At 35.3% G+C, this 17012-nt stretch carries 12 protein-coding genes; 9 read left to right on the top strand and 3 right to left on the bottom strand.

Going from position 1 to position 17012, the window contains the following annotated elements; all coding sequences use genetic code 11:
• Nucleotides 1-109: 109 nt before the first annotated feature.
• Both B0A80_RS08540 and B0A80_RS08535 read right to left on the bottom strand, forming a co-directional pair.
• Nucleotides 110-802: an SIMPL domain-containing protein gene (locus B0A80_RS08540; RefSeq protein WP_017496643.1), complete on the bottom strand. Its 693-nt coding sequence runs from the start codon at nucleotides 800-802 to the stop codon at nucleotides 110-112.
• 53 nt (nucleotides 803-855) lie between these two features.
• On the bottom strand, nucleotides 856-1494 hold the full coding sequence (locus tag B0A80_RS08535; protein ID WP_017496644.1) for a rhomboid family intramembrane serine protease: 639 nt from the start codon (nucleotides 1492-1494) through the stop codon (nucleotides 856-858).
• Between the two features lie 113 nt (nucleotides 1495-1607).
• On the opposite strand from B0A80_RS08535, the gene B0A80_RS08530 reads away from it, so the two are divergent.
• The gene (locus B0A80_RS08530; protein WP_017496645.1) at nucleotides 1608-2480 is read left to right on the top strand and encodes a lysophospholipid acyltransferase family protein; all 873 of its coding nucleotides are present in this window, start codon (nucleotides 1608-1610) and stop codon (nucleotides 2478-2480) included.
• Between the two features lie 155 nt (nucleotides 2481-2635).
• On the opposite strand, the gene glmM is transcribed toward B0A80_RS08530, so the two are convergent.
• Nucleotides 2636-4024: a phosphoglucosamine mutase gene (glmM, locus tag B0A80_RS08525; protein WP_070908835.1), complete on the bottom strand. Its 1389-nt coding sequence runs from the start codon at nucleotides 4022-4024 to the stop codon at nucleotides 2636-2638.
• Nucleotides 4025-4221: 197 nt separating this feature from the next.
• On the opposite strand from glmM, the gene B0A80_RS08520 reads away from it, so the two are divergent.
• The 8 genes from B0A80_RS08520 (at nucleotide 4222) to B0A80_RS08490 (ending at nucleotide 16873) form a co-directional block, all read left to right on the top strand.
• Nucleotides 4222-4809 carry an acyl carrier protein phosphodiesterase gene (locus tag B0A80_RS08520; RefSeq protein ID WP_089077008.1) on the top strand — a complete coding sequence of 196 codons (588 nt, stop codon included), beginning with the start codon at nucleotides 4222-4224 and terminating at the stop codon, nucleotides 4807-4809.
• Nucleotides 4810-4864: 55 nt separating this feature from the next.
• The gene (ggt, locus tag B0A80_RS08515; RefSeq protein WP_089077007.1) at nucleotides 4865-6550 is read left to right on the top strand and encodes a gamma-glutamyltransferase; all 1686 of its coding nucleotides are present in this window, start codon (nucleotides 4865-4867) and stop codon (nucleotides 6548-6550) included.
• A gap of 73 nt (nucleotides 6551-6623) precedes the next feature.
• Nucleotides 6624-8408, top strand: a complete 1785-nt coding sequence (locus B0A80_RS08510; RefSeq protein WP_089077006.1) for a chloride channel protein — start codon at nucleotides 6624-6626, stop codon at nucleotides 8406-8408.
• Nucleotides 8409-8471: 63 nt separating this feature from the next.
• Nucleotides 8472-9425, top strand: a complete 954-nt coding sequence (locus B0A80_RS08505; protein WP_070908839.1) for a Fic family protein — start codon at nucleotides 8472-8474, stop codon at nucleotides 9423-9425.
• Between the two features lie 100 nt (nucleotides 9426-9525).
• Entirely contained in the window at nucleotides 9526-12357 is a 2832-nt protein-coding gene (gene uvrA, locus B0A80_RS08500; protein ID WP_089077005.1) for an excinuclease ABC subunit UvrA, read from the top strand.
• A 146-nt stretch (nucleotides 12358-12503) separates the two neighbouring features.
• A complete protein-coding gene (locus B0A80_RS21075) occupies nucleotides 12504-12638 on the top strand; it encodes a hypothetical protein (protein WP_262487852.1) in 135 nt (44 codons plus the stop codon).
• 455 nt (nucleotides 12639-13093) lie between these two features.
• On the top strand, nucleotides 13094-13822 hold the full coding sequence (locus B0A80_RS08495) for an LOG family protein (RefSeq protein ID WP_017496653.1): 729 nt from the start codon (nucleotides 13094-13096) through the stop codon (nucleotides 13820-13822).
• A 300-nt stretch (nucleotides 13823-14122) separates the two neighbouring features.
• Nucleotides 14123-16873: a gluzincin family metallopeptidase gene (locus tag B0A80_RS08490; protein WP_089077004.1), complete on the top strand. Its 2751-nt coding sequence runs from the start codon at nucleotides 14123-14125 to the stop codon at nucleotides 16871-16873.
• Nucleotides 16874-17012 lie beyond the last annotated feature (139 nt).

Genomic DNA, 17012 nt, shown 5'->3' with positions numbered 1-17012 from the left:
GCATAGAAAAATATCTTGCTATGATATCTAAGAGCTAGTTAAAACAAAAAATCCCAAACTCCAGTTTTAAATTGGAATTTGGGATTTGAAATTTATTCTTTTATCAGATCTAGTCTAAAACGAAACTTACATTTACGTTTGCTGTAATTTCAATTTCTCCAACTGCAAGCGTTTCATGTTCAGCACCACCGTTAGTATCCATAGCCATTGATTTCATAGCTGCATACATCGGTCTAGGATTGTATACTTGAGAATTGTCTGAAATTGCAATCGCTTTACCTACTTTTTGTCCTAAAACTGAAACGTAGTCTTCCGCTTTTGCCTTAGCATCTTTAATCGCTAATTTACGAGCTTCTGATTGGTGTTGTGCTAATTTAGAAGATTCAAAAGAAACATTATCGATACGATTGATTCCTTGTTGTACCAAACCTTCCATTACTTCATCGTACTTAGATAAATCTTTCAATACAATTTCTACAGTCTGAGTAGCATTATAACTTGTTTTCTTTTTTTCGTAATCGTATTGCGGATTAAGCGAAACTTGTTTCGTTTTATAATCAGCAACAGGAACATTCATTTTTTTAATAAATTTCAAAACAGCGTCAATTTTTTCGTCGTTTTGTTTTTTGACATCTTTAGCATTATTCCCTTTTGTTTCCACCGTAGCTGAAATACAAACCTGATCTGGTGCTATTTTTACTTTTCCTTCACCACTTACATTGATTTGAGGAATTTGTTTGACTTCTTGTGCGTAAGACATAGACATAAACATGATGGTTAAAAATAATACTACTTTCTTCATTTTTATTATATTTAAATTATTTGATTAGTGACCTTTCAAAAGTTGTGCCATTGTTACAATTTCCCCAATTTAGCCATCACAAAAAGGATCAAAATTGGAATTGCCAACAATATTACCATTAAGCTATGATCTACAAATAAGGAAGGTTCTTTAATCAAAGTTATGAAATATCCGCCAATTGCACCTCCAAAATGTGCTGTATGTCCAATATTATCATTTTTCGCCTTCATTCCGTATATCGAATACAATAAATATAAAATTCCAAATAAATAAGCCGGCATTGGTATAACAAAAAAGATTCCCAACATCATATCCGGCTGTAACAATATGGCGGAATATAAAACTCCTGTCACCGCACCAGATGCCCCTACTGCACGATAACTATAATCGTTTTTATGAAACAGCATCGTTAATAAACTCCCGAAAATTAAACTCCCGAAATAAATTAACAGAAAAGAAAAATTACCCAGCCATTGCAGTACCACCGGAGCAAAAAACCAAAGTGTAAGCATATTAAAAAGCAAATGCATCATATCGGCGTGTAAAAAACCGGATGAAAGCATTCTTATTTGTTCTCCTGAGCGAATACTTCCTACATGAAACTCATATTTTCTAAAAAAAGCAAGATTGTTGAAACCCTGATAACTAATCAAAACATTGGCAACTATAATTCCAATCAAAATGGTATTCATAAAAAACTTTTAATGTGAATTGTAAATATAATCATTCTTAAACATATGTTAGCATCAATTCAAAATATCGCTCGTAATTCATTTTTGCTTTATATTTGTAAAAAAAACAATACATGCAATTTCTCGTTTATATAATAGCCTATCCTTTTCTATGGCTTATCTCTATTCTCCCATTCCGAATATTTTACTGGTTTTCTGATTTTGTTTGTTTTCTGATTTACAGAATCGTAGGCTATCGCAAAAAAGTAGTACGTGAAAACTTAAAACTTACTTTACCGCATTTAAACGATGCTGAGCGAAAAGAAATCGAAAAGAAATTCTATAGTCACATGTGCGACATGTTTCTGGAAATGATCAAAACGATGAGCATTTCACCTGAAGAAATGGAAAGAAGGTTTAAAACTACGAATATTGAGATTGTAAACGAGTATGCGAAAAAAGGTAAAAGTACCATTCTGGTAGCTGCGCACTACGCCAGTTATGAATGGCTTTTAACCATGAACACTAAAATTGCTTTTCAGGGTATAGCAGTCTATAAAAAAGTGGCCAACCCCTACTTTGATAAATTGGTTCGAAAAATACGTTCTAAATACGATACGGAACTAGTCGAAACCAGAAAAGCGATTCCAACAATGGCTCAAAACCAGCGTAACGGAATTTTAAGTATGTACGGTTTAGCCAGCGACCAATCGCCTAAACTGGACCGAATTTTCCATTCGATGAAATTTATGGGAATTGAAGTTCCAGTGCATACAGGTGCCGAAATGCTGGCCAAAAAATACGATCTGAGTGTTATTTTTGTAAAAGTAAAAAAAGTAGCCAGAGGGTATTACGAAGCGACCTTTGTACCAATCGCAGACAATCCAAATGATTATAAAAATTTTGACATTACGGAGAAATACTTAAGAGAAGTGGAAAAACAAATTTATGAAGCACCTGAATTCTATTTATGGACGCACAAAAGATGGAAACACAGGATAGAGTAATTTTTTTATGAAATGTGAGATGTAAAATGTGACTTGTGAGTTTTTGGTGTTCAAACCTAAAATACTTTTTCGCTTTTCACTTTTGAGTCTTCAAAATAAAAAAACACCTTTTTCAATATGAAAAAGGTGTTTTTTGTTTGTTATAAGAATGCACATTAAATTCCTGCGATCGCTTTTATTTCATCAATAATTCGAAGTGCCAATACGTCGGCTTTTTCCTGAGAAGGAGCTTCTGTATAAATTCTGATGATCGGCTCTGTGTTTGATTTTCTTAAATGAACCCATTCTGTAGCAAAATCAATTTTCACACCATCAATTGTACTGATATCTTCGTTTTTGTATTTTTCGGTCATGGCTTCTAAAATTGCATCAACATCGATTTGTGGTGTTAATTCAATTTTATTTTTACTCATATAATATTCCGGGTAAGAAGCACGCAATGCCGAAACTGACATCTTTTTATTTGCCAAATGGGTTAAAAATAAAGCAACTCCCACCAAACTATCTCTTCCGTAATGAGATTCCGGATAAATAATTCCACCGTTACCTTCACCTCCAATAATAGCATTGTTTTTCTTCATTAACGCTACCACGTTTACTTCACCTACAGCACTTGCTTCGTATTTCCCACCATGAGCAACAGTTACATCGCGCAAAGCACGGGATGATGACATGTTCGAAACTGTATTCCCCGGAGTTTTACTCAACACATAATCAGCGCAGGCTACCAAAGTATATTCTTCCCCAAACATTTCCCCATCTTCAGAGATAAAAGCCAGACGATCAACGTCCGGATCAACAACTACTCCTAAATGCGCTTTCTCTTTCACTACTAATTCCGAAATATCCGTTAAATGTTCTTTTAATGGTTCCGGATTGTGAGGAAAATGTCCGTTTGGTTCGCAGTATAGTTTTACAACCTCCACACCCATTTGTTCCAATAATTTTGGAATAATAATTCCTCCTGATGAATTTACACCATCAACAACTACTTTGAATTTTGCCGCTTTTACAGCTTCAACATCAACCAAAGGCAAATTCAAAACCTCGTCGATATGAATATCCATATAAGCATCGTTTATTGTAATCTCACCCAAGCTGTCAACATCTGAGAAATCAAAAGCCTCTGCTTCTGCAATTTCAAGAATTTTTGCACCTTCTTCTCCGCTTAAAAACTCACCTTTTGCGTTCAACAATTTCAAAGCGTTCCATTGTTTCGGATTGTGAGAAGCCGTTAAAATAATCCCTCCGTCTGCTTTTTCTAACGGAACAGCTACTTCTACTGTTGGTGTTGTAGAAAGTCCTAAATCAATTACATTAATTCCTAAACCTATTAGCGTATTAACTACAAGATTGTGAATCATTGGTCCTGAAATTCTTGCGTCACGACCAATCACCACCGTTAATTTTTCTTTTGATGTGTTGTTTTTCAAAAAAGTACCGTAGGCTGATGCAAATTTTACAGCATCAACAGGAGTCAGGTTATCTCCTACTTTTCCACCGATTGTTCCTCGTATTCCTGAAATTGATTTTATTAAAGTCATTTTTGTGAGTTATGGTTATTTTTTTATCACAAATATAGAAAAGTTACTAAGATTCTAAGGTGCTAAGATTCTAAGTTTTCAGATTTTAAACATGAAGCTATCTGTCATTCATTAAAACGATGTCAAAAAGTTTTTATACTTTTACTAAAATTACGCAGTGTCTTCACAACTAAGAACCTCACAAACTTTAAAAACACATGAATTTCCTAGCTCATATCTATCTTTCAGGTGAAAATGATTTGATTAAAATTGGCAACTTTATGGCCGATGGAATTCGCGGTAAACAGTTTGAACATTTTCCGGAAGATGTTCAAAAAGGAATTCTTTTACATCGTTTTATAGACACTTATACAGATTCTCATGATATTTTCAGACAAAGCACCAAACGTTTACATGAGAAATACCATCATTATGCAGGCGTAATTGTTGATATTGTCTACGACCATTTTTTAGCCAAAAACTGGGAAAAGTATTCTGATGAAAAACTAGATCGTTTTGTGAACCAATTTTACAAATCGCTGCATGAAAACTATCCTATCCTGACTGAAAAAACACAAGATATGATGCCGTATATGATCAAACAAAACTGGCTTTTGAGTTATCAGACTGTTGAAGGAATACATCAGATTTTAACTCAGATGGACCGAAGGAGATCAAAAAACCAATCCAACATGCAATTTGCCACTGCTGAACTAAAGGAATTCTATCCGGAATTTGAACGTGAATTTACGCTCTTCTTTGAGGATATGAAAAGCCAGGCCAATCAAAAATTACTTTCTCTTTAATACTGCTTTTTACCAAACAAAAGCACCAAATAATACCTTTTAATTTTACATCAACATGAAAAAAATAACTTTCTTATTTACGCTGATCTATATTAGCTGTACTGCACAGCAAAACCCAATAAAGCCAACCGGACTCGTAGTTTCGAAAGCGATGGTGGTTTCGGCACGTGCAGAAGCTTCTAAAGTTGGGGCAGATATCATGAAAAAAGGCGGTAATGCCTTTGACGCAATGGTGGGTACCGAACTGGCACTGGCTGTTGCTTTTCCGTATGCAGGAAATATTGGCGGTGGCGGTTTTATGGTTTACCGAAAAGCCAATGGTGAAGTTGGATCATTGGATTATCGTGAAAAAGCACCACTGGCTGCAACAAAAGACATGTTCCTTGATAAAGACGGAAATGTCATTAAAGGAAAAAGCACCGAAACAGCTTTAGCGATTGGGGTTCCGGGTACTGTTGCCGGAGTTTTTGCGGTTCATAAGAAACTAGGATCTCTTCCGATGTCCGAAATTTTAAAACCTGTTATTGCCCTTGCCGAAAAAGGTGTGATCGTAACCCTAAAACAGCAAAAGCAACTGGAGGCTTATCATGACGCTATTGTAAAAGTAAATGGTCCGAATACGCTTATGGCAGGAAAATTTAAGGAAAATGATACGATCAAATATCCCGCTCTGGCCAGCACTTTAAAGCGTATTCAAAAGAACGGAAAAGATGAATTTTACAAAGGTCAAACTGCTAAAACATTAGTAAATTATATCCAGAAAAAAGGAGGAATCATAACTCTTAAAGATTTAGAAAAATACGAAGCCAAATGGAGAAAACCATTACAGTTTGATTATAAAGAACTGAAAATAATATCCATGGCGCCACCAAGCAGCGGCGGAATTTGTCTGGCTCAAATTATGAAAATGATTAGTCCTTTTTATTTATCCAAAATGGGACACAATACACCGGAATCCATTCAGGTGATCGTTGAAGCTGAACGAAGAGCTTATGCGGACAGAAGTCAGTTTTTAGGCGATCCGGATTTTGTAAAAATTCCGATGAATGCTTTATTGTCTGATGCCTATTTAAAAGACAGAATGTCGAGTTTCAATGCTGAAAAAGCGAGTTTATCTTCTGAAATTAAAGAAGGAAAAGTAACGTACAATGAGAGTACCGAAACGACTCATTATTCAATAGTGGATGCACAAGGAAATGCCGTTGCTGCTACTACAACCATAAATGATGCCTTTGGATCAAAATACTACTGTGATGAATTAGGTTTCTTTTTAAACAATGAAATGGACGATTTTAGTGCAAAACCGGGATCTCCTAATATGTTTGGTTTAGTAGGAAATGAAGCCAACAGTATTGCACCTCAAAAAAGAATGCTGAGCTCAATGACTCCAACAATTGTCGAAAAAAACGGTAAACTCTTTATGGTAGTAGGTACTCCGGGCGGATCGACTATTATCACCTCGGTATTACAGGCAATTTTGAATGTATATGAATATAATTTAAGCATGCAGGAAGCCGTTAATGCTCCACGTTTTCACCATCAGTGGCTTCCGGATCTGATTACATTTGAACCTGGTGCCTTTAGCAACGTTACAATTGACAAGCTAAAAGCAAAAGGATATCTGATCAATGAAAAAAACGCTCCCGTAATTGGTAAACTGGATTGTATTTTGATTCTTCCGGACAATTCTCTTGAAGGCGGGGCTGATTTTCGTGGAGACGATACAGCAGTAGGTTTTTAATTTAGTTCTTTATTTGTATTTATTTATAACATTATAGACTAAATTTGTATTTCCCTAACCATTTACAAACGGCATGCTAAAAAAATATTTTAGAAAACTAGAAAACATTATCGCTTTAGGACAATCGTTAATGACCCCGAAGCAATTTATTTTCCTGTCAAGCGTTTTAATTGGTATTTCCTGCTCTTTGGCGGTAATTGTTTTAAAAACTTTTGCCCATAGCGTTTTTTCATTTGCCACTTATATCAACGGAATTTTAAAACTAAGCTTTATTAATAGTATCCTGCCGATTATCGGTATTGTACTTACTGTATTTGTGATCAAAAGGGTTTTGAACGGAAGTATCGAAAAAGGAACTTCACAAATACTATATGCCGTTGCAAAAAAAGCAAGTATAATTCCCAGAAAACAAATGTATGCACAAATCGTTACCAGTTCGTTAACGGTTGGTCTGGGAGGTTCTGCTGGTTTGGAAAGTCCTATTGTGATTACGGGAGCTGCTTTTGGATCGAATTTCGCCCAAAATTACAGACTCCCTTATAAGGATAGGACTTTGCTCATTGGCTGTGGTGTTGCTGCCGGAATTGCCGCGGCTTTTAATGCTCCTATTGCAGGAGTTCTTTTTGCCATCGAAGTTTTGTTAGTAGACGTAAGCATATCTGCCTTTACTCCTATTATGATTTCGGCTGCGACAGGCGCTTTAGTTTCAGCCATCGTCTTAGACGAAACCATTCTATTATCTTTCAAAAAACAGGAAGCTTTTAATTATCATAATATTCCGTTTTATGTTCTTTTAGGGATACTAACTGGTTTCATGGCTGTTTATTATGCCCGAAATTTTCAAAAAATTGAACATTATTTTGCCAGTCTAAAAATAGGAGCCTATAAAAAAGCCTTAATAGGCTCTTCGCTATTGGCCTTACTTATTTTTATTTTTCCAACATTATTTGGTGAGGGTTACGAGAGTATCAAAACGCTATCTGAAACTGATCCGGGGAAAATATTAAACAATACTTTATTTGAAGATTTCAGAAACAATCAGTGGGTTTTACTGTTGTTTGTAGGATGCACCATGATGGTCAAAGTTTTTGCTTCGGCACTTACCCTCGGAAGCGGCGGAAATGGTGGTAACTTTGCTCCCTCTCTATTTCTGGGGTCCTATTTGGGGTACTTTTTCTCTAAGTTTATTAGTCTAATTGGTCTGTCAAAACTTCCTATTAGTAATTTTACAATGGTTGGAATGGCCGGAATCTTAAGTGGGTTGTTTCATGCTCCGCTAACCGCCATTTTCTTAATTGCCGAAATTACGGGTGGTTACAGCTTAATGATTCCGCTAATGATTGTATCTTCAATCAGTTTCGCCATTTCAAAACGTTTTGAAAAATATTCCTTAGACGTTAAGGGCCTAGCTAAAAAAGGACACGCTTTTACAAGTAATAAGGATTCCAATATATTATCTACCTTAGATATTGATACGATCATCCAATGTGATTACCTAACGGTGCATCCGGATGAAAATTTAGGCAAATTGGTCGATCTTATCTCACACTCCAACCAAGTGGTCTTCGCTGTCGTAAACAATGAGAAGGAACTCGTTGGTATTGTTCATTTTAATGATATTCGTGAAATTATTTTTAATGCTTATCGTGTTAAATATACTGCCATTAAAGATGTAATGAAAACACCGTTAGTCACTATTTCTTCTTCTGACAGTATGGAAATTGTGATGAGTAAATTCGAACAGTCCAAAACAGCCTTTCTTCCCGTTATCCGCAACGAAAAATATTATGGATTCATTTCCAAATCGATAGCACTTGAAGCCTATAGAACCAAACTGCGTTCTATGACAATTGAGTAGTCTTAATATCGGATAGGTTAATTTTTTGGATTATCCGATATTAAGAAGTACTTTTGTTGGGTAATGTGGGATATCGACTTAACATATAGAACTGAATTTCAATCTACCTTTGATCGATTGTATCAAAAAAGGCTCGATCTGCAAAACAGCAGACCACTGCCCAACATTGCTTTGCATAAAATCAGAGAAAGTTTATCTTTAGAGTGGACCTACAATTCGAACAGCATCGAAGGTAACACTATGAGCTTACGCGAAACACAAATGGTCATTCAGGAAGGCATTACCATCAAAGGAAAATCGCTTCGGGAACATTTTGAAACCCACAATCATGATAAGGCGATTGATTATCTGTATGAAATTATAGACGATACCTACAAACTCCGAAGCATTGATATTTTGTCGATTCACGGATTAGTTTTGCGTTCTATTGAAGATGATTTTGCCGGTCGTTTGCGCAATGGCGGAGTTCGAATTTCCGGAGCAAATTTTATGCCGCCCAATGCCAACAAAGTTTCAGATTATCTCGATGAATTAATTGATTTTATCAATACAAATCCATTAGATCTCAACGATATTGAATTGGCTACGATTTATCATCATAAGTTGGTCTGGATTCATCCTTTTTTTGATGGAAATGGCCGTACAGTGCGCTTAAGTATGAATTTATTGCTAATGCGTTGTGGCTTTCCTCCGGCTATTATCCTAAAAAATGACCGAAAGAAATATTACGAAGCCCTTAATCAGGCAAACAATGGCAATTATCAGAAATTAACTCTTTTGATGTGTCAAGCTTTAGAACGAACTTTAAATATCTATCTAAATGCAATGCCGGGCAACGATTACGATTATCAAAAAATATCTGATATTGTAAGCGAACCTGAAACCCCATACGGTCAGGAATATGTAAGTTTACTTGCCAGAACAGGTAAAATAGATGCTTATAAAGAAGGCCGAAACTGGTACACTACCAAAGAAGCCATCGAAGAATATATGCTTACACGCAAAAGAAAACGCTAACTTTGGTTAGCGTTTTTTGTTACTATTTGTAACATAAACTTTTACAATCCAGTATAAAAAGAACAAATCAAAGTGGTAACTTTGCCTTTTGCTCAAATTTATGTTAGAAAAAGACAATACTATTGAAGTTCTTGGTGCAAGAGTTCATAATCTAAAAAATATAGACATTTCAATTCCGCGTGAAAAACTGGTAGTTATTACCGGTCTGTCGGGCTCAGGAAAATCATCTTTGGCATTTGATACTATTTATGCCGAAGGACAGCGTCGCTATGTAGAAACTTTTTCGGCTTATGCCAGACAGTTTCTAGGAGGCCTGGAGCGTCCCGATGTAGATAAAATCGACGGACTTTCTCCCGTAATTGCAATTGAACAAAAAACAACCAGTAAAAGTCCGCGTTCCACTGTTGGAACTATTACAGAAATCTACGATTTCCTAAGACTTCTTTACGCCAGAGGTGCCGACGCGTACAGCTACAATACGGGAGAAAAAATGGTTTCTTATTCTGACGAGCAAATCAAAGATTTAATCATACAGGATTTTAACGGAAAACGTATCAATATATTAGCTCCTGTAATTAAGGCCAGAAAAGGTCATTATGCAGAGTTATTCCAACAAATTACCAAACAAGGTTTTCTAAAAGTACGTGTCAATGGTGAAGTTCAGGATTTAGTTTCCGGAATGAAACTCGACCGTTACAAAACGCACGATATTGAAATTGTAGTCGACAGAATGCTGATTGAAAATACCGAAGACAATCAGAAACGTCTTTCTGAGAGCATCAATACGGCGATGCACCATGGAGAAAACGTTTTGATGATTTTGGATCAGGATACTAATGAAGTACGCTATTTCAGTAGAAATCTGATGTGCCCTTCGACGGGTATTTCGTATCAAAATCCTGAACCCAATTTATTCTCCTTCAACTCTCCCAAAGGAGCTTGTCCACATTGCAACGGTTTAGGAACGGTACACGAAATCAATGTCAAAAAAATTATTCCAAATCCGAAATTATCTATTAAAGCGGGAGGTTTTGCTCCCCTTGGCGAATACAAATCTTCGTGGATATTTAAACAATTAGAAGTTATTGGTGAAAAGTATGGTTTTAAAATAACAGATCCTATTGAGAAAATTTCTGAAGAAGCCATGAATACAATTCTACATGGCGGAAAAGAGAAATTCACCGTAAATTCTAAAGACCTTGGCGTAACCCGCGATTACAAAATAGATTTTGAAGGAATTTCCCATTTCATCAAAAATCAATATGATGAAAGTGCCTCCACCACGATTAAACGTTGGGCAAAAGATTTCATGGACGAAGTTAATTGTCCCGTTTGTGAAGGTTCCCGTCTGAAAAAGGAAGCTCTGTTTTTCAAGATTAATGAAAAAAATATCACTGATTTGTGTGATATGGATATTTCTGATTTAACCACCTGGTTCCTGGATTTACATACCCATCTGACTGACAAACAAATCCTGATTGCTTCAGAGGTCGTTAAAGAAATCAAGGATCGTTTAAACTTCCTGATGAATGTTGGTTTGAATTATCTGGCTTTAAGCCGAAGTTCAAAATCACTTTCAGGAGGCGAAGCGCAGCGTATTCGTCTGGCTACTCAAATTGGATCACAGCTGGTTGGTGTCTTGTACATTCTGGATGAACCTAGTATTGGCTTGCATCAGAGAGATAATGAAAAATTGATTAAATCACTAGAACAATTACGTGATATCGGGAACTCGGTTATTGTGGTTGAACATGATAAAGACATGATCGAAACTGCCGATTATGTAATTGACATTGGTCCAAAAGCCGGTAAATATGGTGGTGAAATCATCAGCATTGGAACTCCAAAAGAAACCTTAAAATCTAATACTATTACCGCTCAATACCTGAACGGTAAAATGAAACTGGAGATTCCAAAGGAACGTCGCAAAGGAAACGGTAAATCACTAAAACTTACAGGAGCGACCGGAAACAACCTGAAAAATGTTTCGATCGAATTGCCTTTAGGACAATTGATTTGCGTGACAGGTGTTTCGGGGAGTGGAAAATCAACTCTAATTAACGAAACACTCTATCCTATTTTAAACGCTTACTATTTTAATGGTGTTAAAAAACCGCAACCGTATAAAAAAATTGAGGGATTAGAACATATCGATAAAGTAATTGATATCGACCAGAGTCCGATTGGAAGAACTCCGCGTTCGAATCCGGCGACCTATACCGAAGTTTTTACAGAGATTAGAAACCTGTTTACTATGACTTCCGAAAGTATGATTCGTGGTTATAAAGCAGGGCGTTTTAGTTTTAACGTAAAAGGCGGACGCTGCGAAACCTGCGAAGGATCTGGGGTTAGAACTATCGAAATGAACTTTTTACCAGATGTCTACGTAGAATGCGAAACCTGTCAGGGCAAGCGTTTTAACAGAGAAACACTCGAAATTCGATACAAAGGAAAATCAATTTCAGATGTTTTAAACATGACCGTTGATGAGGCAGTTCCATTTTTCGAAAACATTCCGAAAATCTATCGAAAAGTAAAAACTATTCAGGATGTTGGATTAGGATATATTACACTCGGACAACAAAGCACAACATTATCCGGCGGAGAAGCACAACGCATCAAACTGGCTGGTGAGTTATCCAAAAAAGATACCGGAAACACCTTTTATATTCTGGACGAACCTACGACTGGATTGCATTTTGAAGACATTCGTGTTTTGATGGACGTGATTAATAAATTGGTAGACAAAGGAAATACAATCCTGGTAATCGAACACAATATGGACGTGATTAAACTTGCCGATTATATTATCGATATTGGTCCTGAAGGCGGAAAAGGCGGTGGACAATTGATCGCCAAAGGAACTCCGGAAGAAGTTGCGAAAAGCAAAAAAAGTTATACCGCTAAATTCTTGAAAAAGGAATTAGAATAATAAAATCATTGTCAAGGTTTGTCACTTTGGCAATGATTTTTCTTTTGTCAATTGATATAATTGCAGAAAATACTATTGACCGAACCTACGGTTCTATCTATTATTTCGTTTGATTTATATGACGGATTAAAATCCATCTCTACAAAATGGATCGAGCCGATGGCTCTACTTGCGTGGAAAAAGAAATTCCGCAGGAATTATATTTTTATTTCAACGAATTTAAATTCGTTGAAATAAAAAATCACATCAAAACAAGTTCCAAAGGAACGACCTATTTATAGCAACGGATTTCAATCCGTTGAAATAAAAAATCACAACAAAATAAGTTCCGAAGGAACAACATATTTGTAACAACGGATTTTAATCCGTTGAAATAAAGAAACCATCACAAAAGAGAGTTCCATCAGAACGATATATATTTATCCGTAAATCAAAACCTTTTAAGACAAGATAAAGAATTACCACAAAACCGTCTTAATTTACTGATAATGAATAACAACTCAATACCCCCTTTTATTTAGATGCTATATTTAAATTAATAAATTTTATTTTTTGCACCAATTCACAAAAAAAGGCTTAATTTAGCTAGCCTTTTTGTCAAAATCTCAAATTTTGACAGTGCTTTTTTTGATAGAAAAACAACAATTCGATCAAAAATATGTAAACAGGCACCACTCTTTTGTCCATGCTAAAAAGAGAACAATTTTAAAAAAATATAAATTATAAAATACCTAAAATGAGATTAGAAGATTTTGATAATGATGAGGATAAAGTAATTCAGGACCGTTTAAAACAAAAAACGTGGAATGAAATCAGAACGAATGACAGCTGGGCGATTTTTAAAATCATGGCTGAATTTGTAAACGGTTACGAAAGTATGGGGCGTATTGGTCCATGCGTATCGATTTTCGGTTCAGCAAGAACAAAACCAGAAGACAAATACTATTTATTAGCCGAGAAAATTGCTTATAAAATCAGCAAAGCAGGTTATGGAGTAATCACAGGAGGTGGTCCCGGAATCATGGAAGCCGGAAACAAAGGAGCTCACTTAGGTGGTGGAACTTCGGTTGGATTAAACATCGAATTGCCTTTTGAGCAACATTTCAATCCTTATATCGACCACGATAAAAACCTTAATTTCGATTATTTCTTTGTGAGAAAAGTAATGTTCGTAAAATATTCACAAGGTTTTGTGGTAATGCCGGGAGGTTTTGGAACTCTTGACGAAATGTTCGAAGCCATCACTTTGATTCAAACTAAAAAAATTGGAAAATTCCCTATTATATTAGTTGGAGTTGAATTCTGGTCAGGATTAATCGAATGGGTTAAAACTGTACTGGTAGAAAAAATGCACACGGTTAGCCCTGAAGATTTGAACTTATTTAAAATTGTAGACACTGAAGACGAAGTAGTTGACGTATTGGATAAATTCTACAAAAAGTACGATTTGAGTCCAAATTTCTAATAGAGACATCTGTCTTTTAAACGAATTTGAAAATTTAAATTTCGCACTTAGCCGTTAAAAACTGAGACAAATATAGTACTGTGTATGATTCAGTTAAATAAAATACTACAAAAATTAAAAGCTGTTTTTTAAACAGCTTTTTTTATACTATTTTTACAAAAAACCAGAATCATTATTTACTTGTGAGTTTATTTATAATTCTAATCATTTGCTCTATCCTTGAAATCATTTTATAAAATTATATTCTATCTTTTTGTTCTATTAAGCTCGATAAAACAATATGCGCAACATCAGTCTAAGATGGAAGTCGCTGTTAACATAGAACTCAAAACCCTGAATATCAAACAGGATATCACTTATCACAACACTTCAAATGATTCTTTGATTTCAATAGTTCTTAACGATTGGAACAATGCTTTTTCTGATAAAAACACACCATTAGCCAGACGATTTTCTGATGAATTTTACAGAGGTTTCCACTTAGCAAAAACTTCTGAAAGAGGGAGCACAACTGTTTTGGGGCTTACTGATTCAGACAATTCCGCACTTGAATGGGAAAGAACTGAAAAAAATCCCGATTATATCGTAGTAAAACTAAATAAAAAATTACGTCCGGGAGAAAAAATTGACTTGCACTTAATTTATATTGCCAAAATACCAAGTGACAAGTTTACTCGTTATGGTTTTGATCAAAATGGAGGAATGAATTTAAAAGACTGGTTCATAACTCCTGCCCGTTTTGAGAATCACCGTTTTATGAAATACGACAATTTCAATTTGGACGATATTACCAATGCAAGTACAGATTACGAACTTGAAATAAAAATCCCCAACCAGTATGCTATAACGACTGATTTGAATCCGGTTTCGAAAGACACTACTAACTCTTCCTTTAAAACGTACCAGTTCTCAGGAAAAAACAGAACTGATTTTAGTCTGTTCATCGAAAAACAAAATGGTTTCACAAGTTACGATAACGGATCACTTGAGGTACTTACAAATCTTAAAAACAAAAGACTAACCGAAATTCAAAGTGCGATTATCATCAATAAAGTAGTTACTTTTGCGAACTCTTTTATTGGAAAGTATCCACACCAAAGAATCACTGTTTCTCAGGTAGATTACGATCGAAATCCATTCTACGGACTGAACCAGCTGCCTTCGTTTATCAGTCCGTTTTCAGATGAATTTGTTTTTGAAATTACATTCCTGAAAACCTATCTGAATAACTACCTTAAAAACAGTCTGCGTCTGGACCCCAGAAAAGACAACTGGGTTTATGACGGGATTCAGATTTATGCGATGATGAAGTACATCGAAGAAAATCATCTGGATCAAAAAATGCTTGGAAGGCTCTCTGACATGAAACTCTTTTCTGGTTTTAACATCACTAATTTGACTTTCAACGAGCAATACAGCTATTACTATATGTTAATGGCTCGTAAAAATCTGGATCAGCCTTTGGGTGATCCGAAAAATACTTTAATCAAATTCAACGAACAAATCGCGAGTAAATATCGTGCAGGTTTAATTTTTAGCTATTTAGATGATTATTTAAATCACAATATTGTTCCCGAAAGTGTGCAGGAATTCTACGATTTAAATAAAACGGAACAAACAAACCGATACGATTTAGAAAAAATACTAACCAAAAAAAGTCCAAAAAAGATTGACTGGTTTTTTAACACCATTATAGGATCACGTGACATCATCGATTATAAGTTCACCCATGTTTCTAGAACGAAAGACACTGTCGCTTTTCGAATTAAAAACAGAACCGGCATCTATGCTCCTATTCCTATATATGGAATTAATAAAAATGAAGTTGTTTTTAAAGAATGGGTCGAACCAAAAACTGCCGATTCAACCTATATTTTTGAAAGAAAAAATGCCGACAAAATTGTCATCAACTATGACAATGAGGTTCCGGAATACAATCAAAGAAACAATTGGAGGTCTATAAAAAGCTTGGTTATTACTAATCGTCCTATCAAGTTTAATTTTGCCAAAGATCTCGAAGACCCTTATTACAATCAAATTTTATACATACCGACTCTTAATTATAACTATTACGACGGTCTGACTCCCGGTATGCGTCTTCACAACAAAACAATTTTAGACAAACCTTTTACGTTTGATATCGAACCGGCTTATTCCATTAATGCGAAAACTTTTTCCGGTTCTTCCTCATTTTCCTGGAATCAATACTATCGAAACAGCACCTTATATAATGTACGCTATTCCCTAAGCCAAAATTATTACCACTACGCTCCTGATGCCACCTATTTGAGGCTGAATCCGATGGTACAGTTTAGAATACGTGAAGAAAATTTCAGAGATAACCGAAAACAACTGATCATGTTCAGACAGGTTATTGTAAATCGTGAAGCAAGTACTTACATCAAAGACAATTCCACTCCAAATTATTCTGTTTTTAATGCCCGTTACGTTAATACAAAAATGGAGCTGGTAAATCATTTTAATTTTATGACGGATGTTCAGTTCTCAGGAAAATTTGGAAAAGTAGCTGCAGAAATTGAATACAGAAGACTTTTTGAAAACAATCGCAAACTAAATTTAAGATTGTACGCCGGAAGCTTTTTATACAATCGAACAAACTCTGATTATTTTAGTTTTGGTTTAGACCGACCTTCTGATTATATGTTTGATTACAATTTTTTCGGCAGATCAGAAAGTACCGGAATTTTCAGTCAGCAATATATAATAGCCGAAGGTGGTTTTAAATCTAAAATAGCACCAAGATATGCCAATCAATGGATGGCTACCCTAAATGCGAGCTATGCTATTTGGAACTGGATTGAGGTTTACGGAGATGTAGGTTTAATGAGAAGCAAGCATCAAAGCGAAAATTTCAGATATGATAGTGGTATCCGGTTAAATTTAGTTCCGGATTATTTTGAATTGTACTTTCCGGTTTATTCTAATAACGGATGGGAGATTTCGCAAAATAAATACAGTGAAAAAATACGATTTATTGTCACATTTTCACCAAAAACATTACTTAATCTTTTTACTAGAAAATGGCTTTAATCGAATGAATTAGTTATAAAAACATAAATTATTCGCACTAAAAAAACAAAAAAACTAAATATCACTTAAAAAACACACCCTGTTTTAGCAATTTAATTACATATAATTAAATTATATTTACTTTAATGAATTATGATTA

This window comes from Flavobacterium tructae, assembly GCF_002217475.1.
Taxonomy (GTDB): domain Bacteria; phylum Bacteroidota; class Bacteroidia; order Flavobacteriales; family Flavobacteriaceae; genus Flavobacterium; species Flavobacterium tructae.
Note: the sequence above shows the minus strand (reverse complement) of the source record. Positions and strands in the feature narration are given on the sequence as shown.